The 17,933-nt window shown below is 62.0% G+C and carries 13 protein-coding genes and 2 riboswitches; of the genes, 8 read left to right on the top strand and 5 right to left on the bottom strand.

Annotated features, from left to right (window positions below; all coding sequences use genetic code 11):
* Positions 1 to 438 precede the first annotated feature (438 nt).
* Entirely contained in the window at positions 439 to 780 is a 342-nt protein-coding gene (locus tag CLU93_RS27760) for a hypothetical protein (protein WP_143451679.1), read from the top strand.
* 194 nt (positions 781 to 974) lie between these two features.
* Positions 975 to 1,718, top strand: coding sequence for a hypothetical protein (locus tag CLU93_RS00305; protein WP_099759521.1), 744 nt, complete (start codon positions 975 to 977; stop codon positions 1,716 to 1,718).
* 196 nt (positions 1,719 to 1,914) lie between these two features.
* Here CLU93_RS00305 and CLU93_RS00300 read toward each other — a convergent pair whose 3' ends face one another.
* Positions 1,915 to 2,532 carry a TetR/AcrR family transcriptional regulator gene (locus tag CLU93_RS00300; RefSeq protein WP_099759520.1) on the bottom strand — a complete coding sequence of 206 codons (618 nt, stop codon included), beginning with the start codon at positions 2,530 to 2,532 and terminating at the stop codon, positions 1,915 to 1,917.
* 25 nt (positions 2,533 to 2,557) lie between these two features.
* Positions 2,558 to 3,775, bottom strand: a complete 1,218-nt coding sequence (locus CLU93_RS00295; RefSeq protein ID WP_099759519.1) for a Bcr/CflA family efflux MFS transporter — start codon at positions 3,773 to 3,775, stop codon at positions 2,558 to 2,560.
* 145 nt (positions 3,776 to 3,920) lie between these two features.
* On the opposite strand from CLU93_RS00295, the gene CLU93_RS28105 reads away from it, so the two are divergent.
* Positions 3,921 to 4,088: a hypothetical protein gene (locus CLU93_RS28105; protein ID WP_180287764.1), complete on the top strand. Its 168-nt coding sequence runs from the start codon at positions 3,921 to 3,923 to the stop codon at positions 4,086 to 4,088.
* A 169-nt stretch (positions 4,089 to 4,257) separates the two neighbouring features.
* On the opposite strand, the gene gcvP is transcribed toward CLU93_RS28105, so the two are convergent.
* The 3 genes from gcvP to gcvT form a co-directional block, all read right to left on the bottom strand.
* Positions 4,258 to 7,158 carry an aminomethyl-transferring glycine dehydrogenase gene (gene gcvP, locus CLU93_RS00290; protein WP_099759518.1) on the bottom strand — a complete coding sequence of 967 codons (2,901 nt, stop codon included), beginning with the start codon at positions 7,156 to 7,158 and terminating at the stop codon, positions 4,258 to 4,260.
* A gap of 112 nt (positions 7,159 to 7,270) precedes the next feature.
* Positions 7,271 to 7,651 (bottom strand): glycine cleavage system protein GcvH, encoded by a 381-nt coding sequence (gene gcvH / locus CLU93_RS00285; protein WP_071077771.1) that lies wholly within the window; start codon positions 7,649 to 7,651, stop codon positions 7,271 to 7,273.
* Between the two features lie 70 nt (positions 7,652 to 7,721).
* The gene (gene gcvT / locus CLU93_RS00280) at positions 7,722 to 8,843 is read right to left on the bottom strand and encodes a glycine cleavage system aminomethyltransferase GcvT (protein ID WP_099759517.1); all 1,122 of its coding nucleotides are present in this window, start codon (positions 8,841 to 8,843) and stop codon (positions 7,722 to 7,724) included.
* Between the two features lie 80 nt (positions 8,844 to 8,923).
* A riboswitch (glycine riboswitch) is annotated at positions 8,924 to 9,029 on the bottom strand.
* A gap of 27 nt (positions 9,030 to 9,056) precedes the next feature.
* Positions 9,057 to 9,143: riboswitch (glycine riboswitch) on the bottom strand.
* Positions 9,144 to 9,312: 169 nt separating this feature from the next.
* Here gcvT and CLU93_RS00275 point away from each other — a divergent pair.
* The 5 genes from CLU93_RS00275 (at position 9,313) to ligA (ending at position 17,919) form a co-directional block, all read left to right on the top strand.
* A complete protein-coding gene (locus CLU93_RS00275) occupies positions 9,313 to 9,897 on the top strand; it encodes an ATP-dependent Clp protease proteolytic subunit (protein WP_257224805.1) in 585 nt (194 codons plus the stop codon).
* A gap of 148 nt (positions 9,898 to 10,045) precedes the next feature.
* Complete coding sequence (locus tag CLU93_RS00270) at positions 10,046 to 10,681, top strand: phosphatase PAP2 family protein (RefSeq protein ID WP_257224804.1); 636 nt, start codon at positions 10,046 to 10,048, stop codon at positions 10,679 to 10,681.
* 181 nt (positions 10,682 to 10,862) lie between these two features.
* The gene (smc, locus tag CLU93_RS00265; RefSeq protein ID WP_099759514.1) at positions 10,863 to 14,390 is read left to right on the top strand and encodes a chromosome segregation protein SMC; all 3,528 of its coding nucleotides are present in this window, start codon (positions 10,863 to 10,865) and stop codon (positions 14,388 to 14,390) included.
* Complete coding sequence (locus CLU93_RS00260; protein WP_099759513.1) at positions 14,387 to 15,553, top strand: cell division protein ZipA C-terminal FtsZ-binding domain-containing protein; 1,167 nt, start codon at positions 14,387 to 14,389, stop codon at positions 15,551 to 15,553. Before smc ends, CLU93_RS00260 begins: the two co-directional genes overlap by 4 nt.
* Positions 15,554 to 15,567: 14 nt before the next feature.
* Entirely contained in the window at positions 15,568 to 17,919 is a 2,352-nt protein-coding gene (ligA, locus tag CLU93_RS00255; RefSeq protein WP_099759512.1) for an NAD-dependent DNA ligase LigA, read from the top strand.
* Positions 17,920 to 17,933: the final 14 nt, after the last annotated feature.

Raw genomic sequence — 17,933 nt, 5'->3', positions numbered from 1 at the left:
ATAGTGCTGGCGGGCAATCCGGGTCAGTAGCCGGTCGCGATCGGAAAGAGGGGGAGAGGCGCACGGCCAGACTGGCCGCGAGAGACACCGCACCTTGCTCAGCAAGGCACGGAGGAAAGAGAGTTCCGCGTTGCTTGCTGTTTAGCTGCCGAGGCAATCACCGATACAAGATCGGCTACTGTCACTAGAACAAGTACCCACGTGGGACTCCGTAAATGAATAATGGGGGCATCTTATGGATGGGCTGCGAGGGTGTCAACTGAAGAAATCTTAGGTTTCCAAAGTGTAATGTGGGTGTGGGCTTTGTTTTGGCCGGACGCGGCCATTCGCGTTGCTGTGACAATGTGTGATTCTTCTTGCTTGGCAATCCGTTATGCTCGGGTACGCTGATGGGCTGGAAATGGCCATGGTGAACACGATGCAAATACAGAAAAACACATGTCTATGGAATTGATCGTTGGGGCAGTAATCGCGGGACTTGTTGTCATGTTCTTTGCCGGCAAGTACTTTTCAAAAAAATTGCCAAAAGAAACACATTTCGAATGTGCCCGTTGCGGCACGCTTGCACGCCATACCGATCGAACCATCGAAGCCTGGCGCAACAACAAAACCACATTCTTCTGCCAGTCCTGTCATCTCAAATGGGTACGTGCCAGGGCGCCACGCGAGCGTGAGCGTAGCGCTTCTCCTGCCGGTTCCAGATCTGGATGCCTTGGCGTTGTTGTGCTGTTTGCCGTCGTTCCGCTGGCTGGCTTGCTACTGGTGCACGCGTATGCCTGACCCATTTTTGGCGTGGTGTGCCTTGCCAAAAACCTCTGGTTCTCAGCCAGCTTCCACGATGTTGCTGCTCAGTACGTCTGGAAACCGGAGGATGACTGTTTTACGGCGACGGTATTGGCCAGTCTGGGCTGGCAGGATATTTATTTAAGGGTCTACGTACCTGAGTTTTTCGACACTATACAAGGAGAAGCCTCATGTCCAGCAAATCTGACACAGACAACCGGTCCAATCAACTCAATCCCAATAACGACGCGTACTACAGTTCTCGTGGCTCTTCGCGATACGGTGATGATGACGACGAACAAAACTACAGACCACCTGCCTCTATGGCGTGCGTGTTCCCGTACATCTCGGAGACACGCTCCGCAACATATGGTTTTGGAGCGGTCTCGATGTCTGGTAAGGCGGTCTATGCCACTGCGAATTTTCATGCGATGACACAACCATTTTCAATTACTCATGATTTCGATTGCCAGTACAAGTTTGAAATGTACCTAGATGACTTCACTCAACTTGCTCGCGACCATCTGGTATGCCTCCTAGGAAAAGAGGAAATTGCTCTGTTTACCGTCTTCGACTCCTCAACTGGCCGACTGCCATGGCACGTACATCTGCTGCCAAATGATATTGCGAAGACAAGAGATGGACTCAGCCTCGACAGATGTGAATTTGTTGCGCCTGCCTTGGTACCATTTGTTCCAGAATCAATGGCATATCAATTGCTCAACGAAGTGCTTTCGAGCAGCACTGGAGTTCTGCCTAAACCCAGCACGCATAAAGAGAAGAAGTTGGACCCTGAACCGTTTATTGAGGCTTTGCGGAAGACACTTAGTTCGGACGCAATGTGTATCGGAGAATTTCAAATTTCTCATACAGGTCGCATTTCGTTCGATGAGAAAAAGGAAATTCACTACCATTTAACTAAACTTCGGCGGTAACCACTTCGCTCGGCAGGACCTCAGTTCATGAACTTTCCTGGCTGTTAATAGGCCGCTATGGGGCGAAAACGGAACTTCGCAGGCGAAAAATCCGCCAGCAAGCCGTACCACATTTGAAGGTGGCAAAGCGGCGCTTTCGCAGAGCCGATGGCGGCCTGTGTCAGACCTGGTTGTCGGTTCAGCGTGTGGCAGTAAGCTATAGCGCATCGGCCGATTGCGCCGCCATCGCCAGCGAATCGGAGAGGATGTGCCACAGCGCCGCGTGGCGCTGCTGCAGCGCGGCGCCGCCCGCGTAGATCAGTTCCACATGCAGGCTGTCGACGATGCCCAGGTAGGCTTGCGCGTACAGGGCGACGCGCTGGGGAGGCAGCGCAGGCGCGAATCGGCCCAGGCTGGCCACGTAGTGTTGCTGCAACTGTGCCAGCAAGGCTTCATAGCCCGTGCCGACTTCGATGCGCAGGGTGGCGGGCGGCAAATACGCCGTGCGCAGCAGGAAGCGCAAATGGGCTGAATCGGCATAGCGCTGGGCCATGCGGTCGCAGTACAGGGCGCCAGCTTGCTGGCCGCCGGGCGCCGCCAGTGCCGCCTCGTCGGCGAAGCAGGCGTCCATGAAGGCTTGCTCTTCGGCCAGCGCGTCGGCAAACACGTCGAGGAACAGGGCGTCCTTGCCGGCGAAGTGCGAATACAGCGAAGCCTTGCGCATGCCCGCCTGTTCGGCGATGTCGCTGAGGGACGAGGCATCGTAGCCATGTTCCGAAAAGTGCACGACGGCGACGGCGCAGATGTTATCGGCCGAGGCCGAGCGTTTCTTCATATGAGGGTAGTGGTTGGGTGAAGCGTCAGTGCGCGCCCAGACTGCTGGCATGGACCGGATGGACGCGCGCAGTGGCCAGGGTCAGCCATGATACCAGCAGGCCGGCCACCGTCAAGAACAGCAGCCAGGGCAACGGCCCCCATTCGGACAGGCTGGCCGCCAGCGGCGTGGCCAGCGACGACAAGGTCATCTGGATGGCGCCCAGCAATGCCGCCGTGGAACCGAGCGCACGCTGTTGCGAACCCATGGCCATGGCCATCAGCGCCGCTTCCGCGATACCCAGGCCAAACAGGGCCACGAACATGCCTGGCACGACGGCGGCGATGCCGAAGCCCGCCCAGGCGCCCAGCAGGGCCAGCACGGCGCCGCCCAGCATGGCGGCGCTGCCCGCCACGCAGAGGCGCGCCACGCCGTACCTTTCCACCAGGCGGCCGCTGGCCATCGCGCCCAGCAGCACGGCCACGCCCGTGGCGCCAAACACCAGGCCGAAACTGCCGGCGGACAGACCGAAATCGCGCTGGTACACCAGCGACGCCCCGCCGATATACGCAAACAGGAAAAAGAAAGTGGCGGACAGGGCCAGCGCGGGCAGCAGGAAGGCGCGGTCCAGCGCGATGCGCGCATACGTGCGGTGCAGGCCGCGCGGCGAGACGCGGCGGGCGCGGGGCAGCGTTTCCGGCAGGAATAATGCGCTATTGAGCAGGGTCAAGGCTCCCAGCGCGGCCAGAGCCAGCATCACGGCACGCCAGCCGTAATGGGCATCGAGCAAGCCGCCCACGGCGGGCGCCAGCACGGGCGCCAGGCCCACGATGGTCATCAGCAGGGCAAACAGCTGCGCCGCTTTAACCCCATCGGCCACGTCGCGCACCATGCTCATCACCACCACCAAGGTCAGCGCCGCGCCCAGGCCCTGCAGCAAACGCGCCAGCAGCAGGGTGGTCAATTGATCTGCCTGCGCCGCCCACATGGCCGCCACGATGTAGACGGCGATGCCGGCCAGCAGCGGACGGCGCCGGCCCAGCATGTCCGTCAGGGGCCCGCACAGCAGCTGCCCAGCGCCCAGGGCCAGCAGGAAAACGGTCAGGCTCAGCTGCACATTCGCATACGAGGTGTGCAGTTCGCGCGCCATGGCGGGCATCGAGGCCAGGTACATGTCGATGCCGGCCGGACCGAGCACGGCCACCAGTGCCAGGGAAGCCGCCAGCCCAAGACTGGCGGCGGGGAGAGTGGTTTGCTGCTGCATTGCGCTTCCTTCATGTCATCAAAAAAACGGGGCATGGACGCCGCCGTGTTTTTTATTGTACACTGGCTACCTACCGATAGGTAGCTTGTTCGATCAATGAAAGGATGAGAACGATGAAGGAAGAAACTATGATGGGAGAACGGGCATGACAGAAGTGGGAATTTCGCTCAGCGGCGTGGCCGTCGCGTTGCTGTTTGCCGCCTGGAGCTCGTACCGCACCCGCTGCGAGCGGCGCGATGTCATGTTGCTGACGATACTGGGCACCGTGCTGGGGCTGCCGGGTGCGGTCTTGCTGGCGTTGCCGGTTGCGTAGGTCGGATTAGCGTAGCGTAATCCGACAACATTGTTGGCGAGGCCGGTGGTGGTGTCGGATTACGGCCCTCCGGGCCTAATCCGACCTACCCTTGCGGACATGAAAAAAGGCAGGCCGTCTGGCCTGCCTTCCTGTCGCTGGCACGCCCGTCTAAGCGGGCGCGTGGCGTTTACTCTTCTTCGTAGGAGCTGATGGGCGCGCAGCCGCAGAACAGATTGCGGTCGCCGTAGACGTTGTCGGCGCGGCCGACCGGTGGCCAGTATTTGCGCTGGCGCAGGGAAGCGACGGGGTAGGCCGCGATTTCACGGCTGTACTTGCGTTCCCAGTTGTCCGACATCAGCACCTGCGCCGTGTGCGGCGCATGCTTCAACGGGTTGTCGTCGTGGTCGAATTCACCGCTGGCGACCTTGGCGATTTCCGCGCGGATGGCGATCATGGCGTCGATGAAGCGGTCGATTTCCACTTTCGATTCGCTTTCCGTCGGCTCGATCATCAAGGTGCCCGGCACGGGGAAGCTCATGGTCGGCGCATGGAAACCGAAGTCCATCAAACGCTTGGCCACGTCTTCGTTGCTGATGCCGGTGGCGTCCGTGATCGGGCGCAGGTCCAGGATGCACTCGTGCGCGACCAGGCCGTCGTGGCCCGAGTACAGCACCGGGTAGTGCGGCGCCAGGCGGCGCGCGATGTAGTTCGCCGCCAGAATCGCCGTCTCGGTCGCTGCGGTTAATCCCTCCGCGCCCATCATGGCGATATACATCCACGAAATCGGCAAGATGCTGGCCGAGCCGAATGGCGCGGCGCTGACGGCGCCGATGCCAGCGGCGTCGCGCTGGTAGCCCGACGAACGCTGGTTCGGCAGGAATTTCGCCAGGTGCGCACCGACGCCGATCGGGCCGACGCCTGGTCCGCCACCGCCGTGCGGGATGCAGAAGGTTTTGTGCAGGTTCAGGTGCGACACGTCGCCGCCAAACGAGCCGGGAGCGGCCACGCCGACCAGCGCATTCATGTTGGCGCCGTCGATGTAGACCTGGCCGCCGTGCGAATGGATGATTTCGCACAGTTCCTGGATGCCTTCTTCAAACACGCCGTGGGTGGACGGGTAGGTGACCATCACGCAAGCCAGGTTGGCGCTGTGCTTTTCCGCTTTCGCTTTCAGGTCGGCCAGGTCGACGTTGCCGTTGGCGTCGCAGCTGGTGACGACCACCTGCATGCCGACCATGTTGGCCGATGCGGGGTTGGTGCCGTGCGCCGACGACGGGATCAGGCAGATGTTGCGGTGGCCTTCGCCGCGCGATTCGTGATACGCCTTGATCACCAGCAGACCCGCGTATTCACCCTGCGAGCCGGCGTTCGGCTGCAGCGAGACGGCAGCGTAGCCCGTCAGCGCGCACAGCATTTCTTCCAGCTGCGCGATCATTTCGCGGTAGCCCACCGTTTGCGCGTCTGGCGCGAACGGGTGGATGTTCGAAAATTCCGGCCAGGTGACGGGAATCATTTCGCTTGTCGCGTTCAGCTTCATGGTGCACGAACCGAGCGGGATCATGGTGCGGTCCAGCGCCAGGTCCTTGTCGGCCAGGCTGCGCAGGTAGCGCAGCATTTCGTGTTCCGAGTGGTAGCTGTTGAAGACAGGGTGCGTCAGATACGCGCTTTCACGCGCCAGATTCGCCGGCAGCGCGCTGGTCACATTCGCTTCAACGGCGTCCAGGTCAGGCGCGGCTGGCGCGTTGACCAGGCCGTGCGCGAAGACCTTCCACAGCAGCGCGATATCGTCGCGCGTGGTGGTTTCATCGAGCGACACGCCGACGTGGGTAGCATCCACTTTGCGCAGGTTGACGCCGTGGTGCATGGCCGTCGCGTGCAGTTGCGCCGCATCGGCGACGTTGACGGTCAATGTGTCGAAGTAGCTCGCATTGACGACGCCATAGCCGAGGGTCTTCAGGTTGGCGGCCAGCACGCCCGTAAAACGGTGCACGCGCTGGGCGATCTGCAGCAGGCCGGCAGGGCCGTGGTAGACGGCGTACATCGAAGCCATCACGGCCAGCAGCACTTGTGCCGTGCAGATGTTCGAGGTGGCTTTTTCGCGGCGGATATGCTGTTCGCGCGTTTGCAGGGCCAGACGGTACGCCTTGTTGCCTTGCGCATCGACGGTCACGCCCACCAGGCGGCCCGACATATTGCGCTTGAATTCATCGCGCGTGGACAGATAACCCGCGTGCGGGCCGCCGAAACCGAGCGGCACGCCGAAGCGCTGGCTGTTGCCGACGACGACGTCGGCGCCCCATTCGCCAGGTGGCGTGAGCATGGTCAGGGCCAGCAGGTCGGCAGCGACGATGACCATGGCGCCATTCGCGTGCAGTTTTTCCACGCCGGCGCGGTAGTCGCGCACGACACCGTTCACGCCAGGGTATTGCAGCAGCACGCCGAAGCAGGCGTCGAGCGCTTCGATTTCAGCCGGGTCAAACGTGCGCACTTCGATGCCGATCGGCTGGGCGCGCGTCTGCACCACTTCCAGCGTTTGCGGCAGCACGTCATTGGCGACATACAGCACGTTCGATTTGGATTTGCCCACGCGCTGGATCAGGGTCATCGCCTCGGCGGCGGCCGTGCCTTCGTCCAGCATCGAGGCGTTCGAGATGCCCATGCCGGTCAGGTCGGTGATCACTTGCTGGAAATTCAGAATCGCTTCCAGGCGGCCTTGCGAAATCTCTGGCTGGTAAGGCGTGTACGCCGTGTACCAGGCCGGGTTTTCAAAGATGTTGCGCAGCACGACGCCTGGCGTGAAGGTGTTGTAATAGCCCTGGCCGATCAGCGATTTCAGAACCTGGTTCTTGCCGGCGATGGCTTTCAGGCGCGACAAGGCTTCCTGTTCCGGCATCGGCTGCGAATACGCGCCCAAGGGCAGGGCGCCCTTGTTGCGGATGTTGGCCGGTACCAGGGCGTCGATCAGCGCAGCGCGCGATGGATAGCCGAGGGTCGCCAGCATGGCTTGCTGTTCGGTGGCGGATGGGCCGATGTGGCGGGCGATGAAGGCATCGCGTGCTTCGAGTTGGGTCAGGCTGGTGCGGGTCATGATATAGAGGCCAAAAAAGACTGAAAAACCGGGAGGCGGCGCGCGGGCGCTGCTGTAATTTATTGCAACCAAAGCAAACGGGCCGCAAACGCGGCCCGTGAGTCAGACGCGATCAGGCGCTGGTGGTGGCGCCATAGGCGGCGGCGTCGAGCAAGCCGTCCAGGGCCGACACGTCGGCTGGCTTGATCTTGAACAGCCAGTTGGCGTAGGCGTCGGCGTTGATCGACTCAGGCGAGTTGACCACGTCGTCGTTGACGGCCACGACTTCGCCGGCGATCGGCGCGTAGATGTCGCTCGCGGCCTTGACCGATTCCACCACGGCGGCGTCGTCGCCGGCGCCATAGGTATTGCCCACGCTTGGCAGTTCGACGAAGACGATGTCGCCCAGGGCGTCCTGCGCGTACTCGGTGATGCCGACGGTGACGGTGCCGTCGCCTTCAAGGCGTACCCATTCGTGGGAAGCGGTGTACTTCAGGTCTGCAGGAATGTTCATGTGTGGCTCCAGATGGTAAGTGTTCGTTATTGATTATGTTTATGCGGTCTTGCGGGCGGCTCTAATACGCTTACGCAACCAGGATTTTACCGTTACGCACGAAAGGTAGCTTGACGACGGAGGCGGCCAGTTGCTTGCCGCGGATTTCCACGTGCACGCTGTCGCCCACGTTCACGCCGTTGGGCACGCGCGCCAGGGCGATCGCTTCCTGCATGGTGGGGCTGAAGGTGCCGCTGGTGATTTCGCCCGTGGCGTCGCTGCCGGCGATGATGACTTTTTGATGGGCGCGCAGCACGCCGCCTTTTTCGCGCAGGATCAGGCCGACAAATTGCGCGTTCTGGCCTTTGGCCAGCAGGGCGGCCTTGCCGATGAAGTCACGCTCGCTGACCAGGTCGATGGTCCACGCCAGGCCCGCGTCGAGCGGGTTGACGCTTTCGTCCATGTCCTGGCCATACAAATTCATGCCCGCTTCCAGGCGCAGGGTGTCGCGCGCGCCCAGACCGGCCGGCTTGACGCCGGCGGCGATCAGGGCGTTCCACAGCGCTTCCACCTGGGTGGCGGCCACGCCGATTTCAAAACCGTCTTCGCCCGTGTAGCCGGTGCGCGCCAGCATGACTTCGCCGAATGCGGTGTCCTTGACGATGACGACGTTGAACGGCTTGATGGCTTCGGACGCCGCTTGCGTTTCCGGCAGCACTTGCCATACCTTGGCGCGCGCGTTCGGGCCTTGCACGGCCACCAGGGCCATCGGCTCGTTGGCATTGCGGCGTTCGGTAATCGTCAGGCCGCTGTTGGTGGTGGTATTTTGCTGCTGCATCCAGGCCACGTCTTTTTCCGCCGTGCCCGCGTTGACGACCAGGCGGAACCAGTTTTCGTTGAAGAAGTAGACGATCAGGTCATCGATGACGGTACCTTCGGCATTCAGCATGCACGAGTACAGCGCCTTGCCCGACACTTGCAGCTTGTCGACGTTATTGGCCAGCAAGCCGCGCAAAAAGGCGCGCACGTTCGGGCCTTCGATATCGACCACGCACATATGCGACACGTCGAACATGCCGGCGTCGCCGCGCACGGCGTTGTGTTCTTCGATTTGCGAGCCGTAGTTGACGGGCATGTCCCAGCCGCCGAAATCGACCATGCGGGCGCCGAGGGCACGGTGGGCGTTGTTGAGTGGGGTCGCTTTGAGCGTCATGGATTCCTCGGGACGAAGGTAAAGGGGGAAGTTAACAGAACACAGAATATCGAGCGCCAAAACGGCACTCCATCGTGATCACTGACCCCCCTGTCCTTTGTACCTGAGAGATTACGGGGGCTTGCCCCGTGCGCCCCTTCGGTGGGCCGCCGGCAATAGCCGCGGCCGCTCTCCAGAGTTGAGCTAAAGATGTCGCCAAAGCAACAGCTTCAGTCCGCCTGATCGGTCCTTTTGCCTGAGAGTTTTTGGGTAGTGCCCCTTCGGCGGCAACGCTGGGTTGCCCTCTCCCGATCAAGTGTGAGGAATATATGTCAGCAGGGGTATTCTGTCAATCTGTAAAGACGTTGCCAAATTGCCGCAAAACCCCCGATTTGCGGGGCTGGGCAGGGGCCTGATCCACTGCAAAAGGACGCCCGGCCGCGCGGGAATGGACTATGATGAAGTCCTGGCTTTCTTGCGGGTGGCTGCCATGAACACGACACAGAGCGGGACACAACACGAGACACAAAACAACACCGAGCAGCACGGTTACTTTACCCTCTCGGGCGACGTCAACAGTGACATGGTACGGCGCGTCTTCAACGCCGTGGCCGACATCACGGAAGACAAGCTTACCACCGCGCACATCCTGATCCAGTCGAACGGCGGCTATGTCAGCGATGGCATTTGTCTGTACAACTTCCTCAGCAAGTTGCCGTTCGACATCATTACCTACAACGCAGGCGCCGTGGCGTCCATCGCCGTCACCCTGTTTCTGGCGGGGCGGCATCGCCATGCCAGCGACACGGCCCGCTTCATGGTGCACAAGTCGCATGCGACCGCCTCGCCCGGTTCGCGCCCCGATGCGCTCAGCATCATCGTCGAGGGCTTGCGCGCCGACGACATGCGTACCGAGCGCATCCTGCGCAGCCAGGTCAACCTGACGGACGAGCAATGGCAGGTGCATGCGTACTCCGACCTGCACCTGACGGCCGACCAGGCGCTGGAAGTGGGCATGATCGAATCGATCCGCGACTTTGCGCCGGCCAGGGGCAAGCGCCTGACGAATATCTGATGCGTGCCTGGTACTTGCCAAGTGGATAGTTTTGGCGCGGAAATTTTGTAATGGAATGTAATTCTTTGCTGCGGCACAGCAAAAGCCGCGCGGAACAGGGCCGAGTCGTGGCATAGTGCACGCTGATCATGAAATAAGCGCAGGCACGATGACTTGGTGGAATGGAATTTCTTTTGCGGCCGATATGTCCGTGATGGGGCCGGCTGGCGTGGCGATTGCCCTGTGGCTGCTCGTCTCGCGCCAGTGGCGCCTGGTGTTCAGCTGGAGCCTGTGGTACGGCGGCGGCCTGGCCCTCGTGGTGCTGTCGAAGCTGGCCTTCATGAGCTGGGGCGTGGGCAGCAGCGCGCTCGATTTTACCGGCTTCAGCGGGCACGCCATGCGCGCCGGCGCCGTGTTTCCCGTGCTGATGTATGTGCTGCTGCAGCGGGCCGAACCGCGCTGGCGCCATGCTGGTGTGCTCGTCGGCGTGGCGTTTGCCGTGCTGGTGGCCATTTCCCGCGTGGTCGTACATGCGCACAGCGTGTCGGAAGCCGTCAGCGGCTGCGTGCTGGGCCTGGCGCTGGCGCTGGGCTTCATGTGGAATGCCCGCGGCGCCGTTAATTTCGCCGTCAGTCATGCGCTGGCGCTGGCCAGCCTGGTGCTGATGGTGGCGCTGAGCTTCAAGGCCGAGCCCATGCCGACCGAGCAGTGGCTGCAAAAACTGGCCATGGTGTTGTCCGGCCATGAGCGCGTTTTTTCCCGTGAAGACTGGAAACTGGCGCAGGATGGTCGCCCAGCCCCTTGAGCTGGTGCCGGCCGGCGCTCGATGCCGCTGTTTTTTGGCCAGAAAAGCATCAGGAAATGGTATGATGAACCACTTTTTTGCGGTGAGCGGGCAGACTGCCGTCGCCATGGTGCATCTGAACTGAATATGAACCGGGTTCGCCGATCTCAACCGCCAGCATAGGCCAGGAACTCTAAAACACGTGCGTCTCTCTTCCATCAAGTTGTCGGGATTTAAGTCTTTCGTCGATCCCACCAATTTCCAGGTGCCAGGCCAGCTCGTGGGCGTGGTAGGGCCGAATGGCTGCGGCAAGTCGAACATCATCGATGCCGTGCGCTGGGTGCTGGGCGAATCGAAAGCGTCGGAATTGCGCGGCGAATCGATGCAGGACGTCATTTTCAACGGCTCCACGCATCGTAAACCCGCCGGACGCGCTTCCGTGGAACTGGTGTTCGACAACAACGATGGCAAAGCTTCCGGCCAGTGGGGCCAGTACGCCGAGATCGCCGTCAAGCGCACCCTGACGCGCGATGGCACGTCCACCTATTACATCAATGGCCAGCCCGTGCGCCGGCGCGACATCCAGGATATTTTCCTCGGCACGGGCCTCGGCCCGCGCGCCTACGCCATCATCGGCCAGGGCATGATTTCGCGCATCATCGAATCGCGCCCCGAAGAATTGCGCGTCTTCCTGGAAGAAGCGGCGGGCGTGTCGAAATACAAGGAACGCCGCCGCGAGACGGAAAACCGCTTGCAAGACACGCGCGAAAACTTGCTGCGCGTGGAAGACATCTTGCGCGAACTCAATGCCAACCTGGAAAAGCTGGAAGCGCAGGCGGCCGTGGCCACGCGTTTCCACGCCTTGCAGGCGGACCAGGAAGAAAAGCAGAAATTGTTGTGGCTGCTGCGCAAGAACGAGGCGCACAACGAGCAGACGCGCTATTTCCGCGAAGTGGAACAGGCGCAGACCGACCTGGAAGAACAGACGGCCAAGCTGCGCAACGTCGAGCTGACCCTGGAACAGATGCGCCAGGCGCACTTTGCCGTGGGCGACCGTTTGCATACGGCGCAAGGCCATCTGTACCAGACGAATGCGGAAATCGGCAGCCTGGAAGCGCAGATCAGGTTCGTCATCGAATCGCGCGCGCGCCTGCAGGCCCAGCTGGCGACCCTGACGGCCCAGCGCGATCAGTGGAGCAGCCAGGGCAGCGAATACCAGGAACAGATCGAAGAGGCGGAGTTTCACCTCGAAGAACTGGCCGCCAAGGTCGAGCAATCGCAAATGATGGCCGAGCAGAAGGGCGAGCAATTGCCCGAACTGGACGCCGCCTGGCGCGCCGCGCAAAACAAGAGCACGGAATCGCGCGCGCGCATCATGCAGGCGCAGCAGCAACTGGAACTGGAATCGGCGCATCAGCGCAACGCCTCGAACATCCTGGCCAGCCTGTTGACGCGCCGCGAGCGCCTGCAGCAGGAAAAGAACAGCCTCAGTTTGCCCGACAGCAGCCACCTGGAAAACCTGAAACTGCAGCTGGAAGAAAAGCAGCAGACGCTGGAAGAGCAGGGTTTCTACCTGGAAGAAGCGCTGGAGCAACAACCGAAGCTGGAGCAGGAACGCGCTGAAGCCCAGGCGCAGGTGAATGCCGAGACGGCCGCCAACGCCCAGCTGGAAGCGCGTCTTTCAGCTTTGAAACAATTGCAGGAACGGGTGCAAACCCAGGGCAAGGTGCAGCCGTGGCTGAAAAAGCACGAGCTCGACACCTTGCCGCGCCTGTGGCAAAAGCTGCAGATCGAGGCGGGCTGGGAAGCGGCCATGGAATCGATCTTGCGCGAGCGCACGTCGGCCCTGCAATTGTCGAATATCGACTGGGCCAAGGCTTTCTTTGCCGACGCGCCACCGGCCAAGCTGGCCCTGTACGCGCCGTCCACCGTGGCGCCGCTGCCGATGCCGGATGTGCCAGGCCTGAAGCCATTCCTGAACTTGTTGAAACTCAATGATCCGGGCTTGCGCGGCTTGCTGCAGGACTGGCTGTACAACGCCTATGCCGTGGAAGACGCGGCCGAGGCGCTGGCCGAGCGCGGCAAGTTGCCGCCGGGCGGCTATTTCGTCACGCGGCTTGGGCACGTGGTCACGGCCACCAGCGTGCGCTTCTATGCGGCCGATTCGGAGCAGGAAGGCATGCTGGGGCGTCAGCAGGAAATCGAGAATATCGGCAAGCAGTTGCGCGCCCAGCAATTGCTGGCTGAAGAGGCGCGCGCCCGTTCCGTGCGGGCCGATGCGGCCGTCGCCACCCTGACGCGCAACTTGTCCGAGTTGCGCCTGCGCATACAGCAGCTCACTTCCTCCGTGCATACTCTGCAACTCGACGTGGTCAAATTGTCGGAAGTCGAAGCGCGCTTCAACCAGCGCAGCACGCAGATCGGCGCGGATCTGGCCGAAATCGCCGCGCAGGAAGCGGAGCAGATGCAGACCAAGCTGGAATCGGAAGAAAAATTCGAACAGTTGGACATGGAACTGGGCAACTTGCAGGAAGCGCACGAAGACGGCCATACGGACTTTTTGCAGAAGGAACAGCGTCTGGCCGAAGCGCGCGAAGCCTTGCGCGACCTGGAGCGGGCTGCCAAGGATACGGAATATGCGGAAAAAGCCCACCGCGCGAAGATCGAGGAATTGCGCCGCAATATCGCCACGGCCAGCACGCAGGCGCAGCAAGTAACGGCCAGCCTGCAGGCCGGTGAACTCGAACTGGCGAATCTGGAAAGCGGCGCGGCGGCCGACGGCTTGCAGGATCTGCTCGAGCGCCGCACCACGCAGGAGCGGGCGCTGGCGGACGCGCGCCATGAACTCGATCAAATTACGCAGCAGTTGCGTCTGTCCGAAGATGCGCGCACGCAATCGGAGCGCAGCCTGCAGCCGCAGCGCGACAAGATCATGGAAATGCAGCTCAAGGAACAGGCCGCGCGCCTGAACCAGGAGCAATTCGCCCAGCAATTGCTGGAATCGGGTGCCGACGAGGCCGCCTTGACGGAAAAGTTGCACCCGGACATGCGTCCATCGTACCTGCAGGGCGAAGTGACGCGTTTGACGAACGCCATCACGTCCCTGGGCGCCGTCAACCTGGCCGCGCTGGACGAGCTGGCGCAGGCGTCCGAGCGCAAGAATTTCCTCGACGCCCAGAATGCCGATCTGACGGAAGCGATCAATACGCTGGAAGACGCGATCCACAAGATCGACAAGGAAACGCGCGACTTGCTGCAAGACACGTTCGACAAGGTCAACCATCACTTTTCCGAGCTGTTCCCCATCCTGTTTGGCGGGGGGCAGGCCAGGCTGACCATGACGGGCGACGAGATTCTCGATTCCGGTGTACAAGTCATGGCGCAGCCTCCGGGCAAGAAAAATGCCACCATCCACCTGTTATCGGGTGGAGAGAAGGCGCTGACCGCGACCGCATTGGTGTTTTCCATGTTCCGCCTGAATCCGGCGCCGTTCTGCCTGCTCGACGAAGTCGATGCGCCGCTGGACGATTCGAACACGGAACGCTTTTGCCGCATGGTCAAGCGCATGTCCGACCAGACCCAATTCCTTTTCATTTCGCATAACAAGATTGCGATGGAAATGGCCCATCAATTGATCGGTGTGACGATGCAGGAGCAGGGCGTATCGCGCATCGTGGCGGTGGACATGGAGTCCGCCGCAAATTTTGCAACCGAGGCACAAGCAGCATGACAGACTTACAAATTACCTTGTTCGGCGCCGGCGGCGTCTTTATCGTCGGTGTTTTCTCGTACAACAAATGGCAGGAATACAAGGCCAAGAAAAGCGTGGAACGGGCCTTTTCCACCGACCACGACGATGTGCTGATGCGCGAGGGCGACGCCCCCGTGTCCGACGCCCAGGAACCCGTCCTGCGCCAGGAACCGCGCTTTGACGCCGCGCCAGCCGCCAAGGCTGAACCGTCGTTCGGCGCGCCGCCAGCCGCGCCCGTGTCCGATGCCCCCGTGCACGCGGAACCGTCGCTGGGGGATATCCCTGCCGAGACGGTCGCGTCACCAGCCGCCGAGCCCGTGCAAGAAGTCAGCGCCGCCAGCGAACAGGCGACCAGCCTGGTCGACCCGCTGATCGACTGCCTGCTGCCTTTGTCGTTGGAAGCGCCCGTGCGCGGCGACAAGATCCTGCCCGTGCTGCAAACCCTGCGCCTGGTGGGCAACAAGCCCGTGCACTTCATCGGCTTGCACGTGAATGGCGACTGGGAACCGATCACGCATGGCGGTGTCTATACGAAGATGCAGGGCGGCGTGCAGCTGGCCAGCCGCAGCACGGCCCTGAATGAACTCGAATACTCGGAACTGGTCACGCGCTTGCGTGGCGTGGCCGACGAGATCGGTGCCGAGCCGGAAGTACCCGACATGATGGAAGTGATGGCCGAAGCGCGCAACCTGCACCGCTTTGTCGCCGGCCACGACGCGCAACTGGGCGTCAACCTGCACACGAACGGCGCGCCGTGGGCCATTTCCACCTTGCTGTTTGCGCTGGAAAAGCAGGGCTTCGACGTGCGTCCGGACGGCCGCTTCGTCATGCCCGATGGCGACGGCAGCTATCTGTTCTCGCTGTCGACGAATGTCACCCTGGCCGAGGAAACCACGTCCCGATTGACCCTGTTGCTGGACGTGCCCTGCGTGGCACCCGCGCGCGACGGCTTTGGCGCCATGGTCGCTTGCGCCAAGGCACTGGTGGGCCGCCTCGACGCCACCATCGTCGATGATTACAACCAGGCCTTGTCGGACGCGGCGCTGGCCGAGATCGCCGGCCAGGTGCAAGAGTTTTACCAGGAAATGGACGCGGCCGACATTCCGGCCGGTTCCACCCGCGCCCTGCGTTTATTTAGCTGAAGAATCCTGCAATAATGACTGATCTGACCAACCAGGACGCCGCCCAGCGCGTTCTGGCACTCACTGCCGAGCTGAACCGGCATCTGCACGCCTACCACGTGCTCGACAATCCCACCATTCCCGACGCCGAGTACGACAAGCTGTTTGTCGAACTGCAGGCGCTGGAAGCGGCCCATCCGGAACTCCGGGCAGCGGATTCGCCCACCTTGCGCGTGGGCGCGGCGCCGCTGCCGCAATTCGAGCAAGTCACGCACACGGTGCCGATGTTGTCGCTGAACAATGGTTTCACCGATGACGATATCGTCAACTTCGACCGCCGCGTACGCGATGGCCTGGACCTTGACGCTGCGCAAGTCGACTACGCTGCCGAAGTGAAATTCGATGGCCTGGCCATCAACCTGCGCTATGAAAACGGTTTGTTCGTGCAGGCGGCCACGCGCGGCGATGGCGCCACGGGCGAAGATGTGACGGCGAATATCCGCACCATTTCCGGCATTCCCTTGCGCCTGCATGGCGACAAGATTCCCACCGTGCTCGACGTGCGTGGCGAGGTGATGATGTTCAAGGCCGATTTTGCCCGCCTGAACGAGCGCCAGCGCGACGCGGGGCAGAAGGAATTCGCCAACCCGCGCAATGCGGCCGCCGGCAGCCTGCGCCAGCTCGATTCGCGCATCACGGCGCAGCGCAAGCTGCGATTCTATGCGTATGGCATCGGTGCCCTCGATGGCGCCGCCATGCCCGTGTCGCATTCGGCCTTGCTCGACTGGTACGAGACGCTGGGCATACCCGTGTCGAAGGAGCGCCGTGTGGTGCCGGGCGCGCAGGGCTTGCTGGCCTACTACGCCGATATCGGCGCGCGCCGTCCCGCCTTGCCGTATGAAATCGACGGCGTGGTCTACAAGGTGAACGCGACGCAAGACCAGCAGGAGCTGGGCTTTGTCTCGCGCGCGCCGCGTTTTGCGCTGGCGCACAAGTTCCCCGCCGAAGAAGCCTTCACCGTGGTGCTGGGCATCGATATCCAGGTGGGCCGCACGGGCGCCATGACGCCCGTGGCGCGCCTGGCGCCCGTGTCCGTGGGCGGCGTAACGGTGACGAATGCCACCTTGCACAATGAGGACGAGGTGCTGCGCAAGGATGTGCGCGTGGGCGATACCGTCATCGTGCGCCGCGCCGGCGACGTGATCCCGGAAGTGTTGTCCGTGGTGCTGGAGAAGCGCCCCGAACCGGCGCCGTTGCCGTTCAAGATGCTGGAGCGCTGTCCCGTCTGCGATTCCCACGTGGTGCGCGAAGAGGGCGAGGCGATTGCCCGCTGCTCGGGCGGCCTGTTCTGTTCGGCGCAGCGCAAGGAAGCGTTCCGTCACTTTGCCGGGCGGCGCATGATGGATATTGAAGGCCTGGGGGAACGTTATATCGATACCCTGGTCGAACTGGAATACGTGCATGGGCTGGCCGACCTGTACAGCCTGACCCTGGATAAATTGCTGGAAATGAAAGTGCGCGCCGACGAGCGCGATGGTTCGACGCCAGAAACAGTGCAACAAGGCAAAATTCCCACCAAATGGGCGGAAAATTTGCTGGCCGGCATAGAAGCAAGCAAGCGGCCGCCGCTCGAGCGTTTCCTGTTTGCGCTGGGTATTCGCCACGTGGGCGAATCGACGGCCAAGACGCTGGCCGAGTGGCTGGGCAGCTTGGCGTATGTGCGCAAAGCGCCTGCGGCCTTGCTGCGTGTGCTGCCCGACATCGGCGGCACCGTGGCCATGTCCATCGCCGACTTTTTTGCGGAAGAAAAGAACCAGCAGGCGCTGCAGGCATTGCTGGACGCTGGCGTCACGCCGCAGGGTGAACATGCGCCCAGTGCCAAGCTGCGTACGCAGCTGGAGCAAACGACGTTGCTGGCGGCCATCGGCATCCCCAAGCTGACGGAGCCGCGCAGCAAGCAGCTGGTGGAACGGGGCGTGACCCTGGCCAGCCTGGCGGCGCAAGGCGCCAGCTTCCACGCGGGCTTGCCCGCCGCCGTGGCCGAGTCGCTGGCGCAATGGCTGGCCGATGAGAACAATGTCAAGCTGCTCGGTCAACTGGACGCCCTCCGAAATGAATTACTGTCACAATTACCTGAAACGTCAGCCGCTGGCGGCAAGCTGGACGGAAAGACTTTCGTCCTGACGGGCACCTTGCCCAATATGAGCCGCGACGAGGCCGCGGAGCTGATCGAGGCGGCCGGTGGCAAGGTCAGCGGTTCCGTGTCGAAGAAGACAGGCTATGTCGTGGCCGGCTCGGACGCCGGCAGCAAGCTGGCCAAGGCGCAGGAACTGGGTGTGGCTATCCTCGACGAGGCTGGTCTGCTGGCCTTGCTCGCGCAGGACTAATCGTTCAAAATATG

Source organism: Janthinobacterium sp. 35, from assembly GCF_002754575.1.
GTDB classification, from domain to species: domain Bacteria; phylum Pseudomonadota; class Gammaproteobacteria; order Burkholderiales; family Burkholderiaceae_D; genus Janthinobacterium; species Janthinobacterium tructae.
This window is presented reverse-complemented; position numbering and strand designations above follow the sequence as displayed.

Coding starts and splice junctions, on each gene's coding strand:
- CLU93_RS00270 (WP_257224804.1), top strand. CDS start 10,046: ATGACTTGGTGGAATGGAATTTCTTTTGCGGCCGATATGTCCGTGATG.
- CLU93_RS00305 (WP_099759521.1), top strand. CDS start 975: ATGTCCAGCAAATCTGACACAGACAACCGGTCCAATCAACTCAATCCC.
- CLU93_RS00295 (WP_099759519.1), bottom strand. CDS start 3,775: ATGCAGCAGCAAACCACTCTCCCCGCCGCCAGTCTTGGGCTGGCGGCT.
- CLU93_RS00300 (WP_099759520.1), bottom strand. CDS start 2,532: ATGAAGAAACGCTCGGCCTCGGCCGATAACATCTGCGCCGTCGCCGTC.
- CLU93_RS00260 (WP_099759513.1), top strand. CDS start 14,387: ATGACAGACTTACAAATTACCTTGTTCGGCGCCGGCGGCGTCTTTATC.
- CLU93_RS27760 (WP_143451679.1), top strand. CDS start 439: ATGTCTATGGAATTGATCGTTGGGGCAGTAATCGCGGGACTTGTTGTC.
- gcvT (WP_099759517.1), bottom strand. CDS start 8,843: ATGACGCTCAAAGCGACCCCACTCAACAACGCCCACCGTGCCCTCGGC.
- CLU93_RS28105 (WP_180287764.1), top strand. CDS start 3,921: ATGACAGAAGTGGGAATTTCGCTCAGCGGCGTGGCCGTCGCGTTGCTG.
- CLU93_RS00275 (WP_257224805.1), top strand. CDS start 9,313: ATGAACACGACACAGAGCGGGACACAACACGAGACACAAAACAACACC.
- ligA (WP_099759512.1), top strand. CDS start 15,568: ATGACTGATCTGACCAACCAGGACGCCGCCCAGCGCGTTCTGGCACTC.
- gcvP (WP_099759518.1), bottom strand. CDS start 7,158: ATGACCCGCACCAGCCTGACCCAACTCGAAGCACGCGATGCCTTCATC.
- gcvH (WP_071077771.1), bottom strand. CDS start 7,651: ATGAACATTCCTGCAGACCTGAAGTACACCGCTTCCCACGAATGGGTA.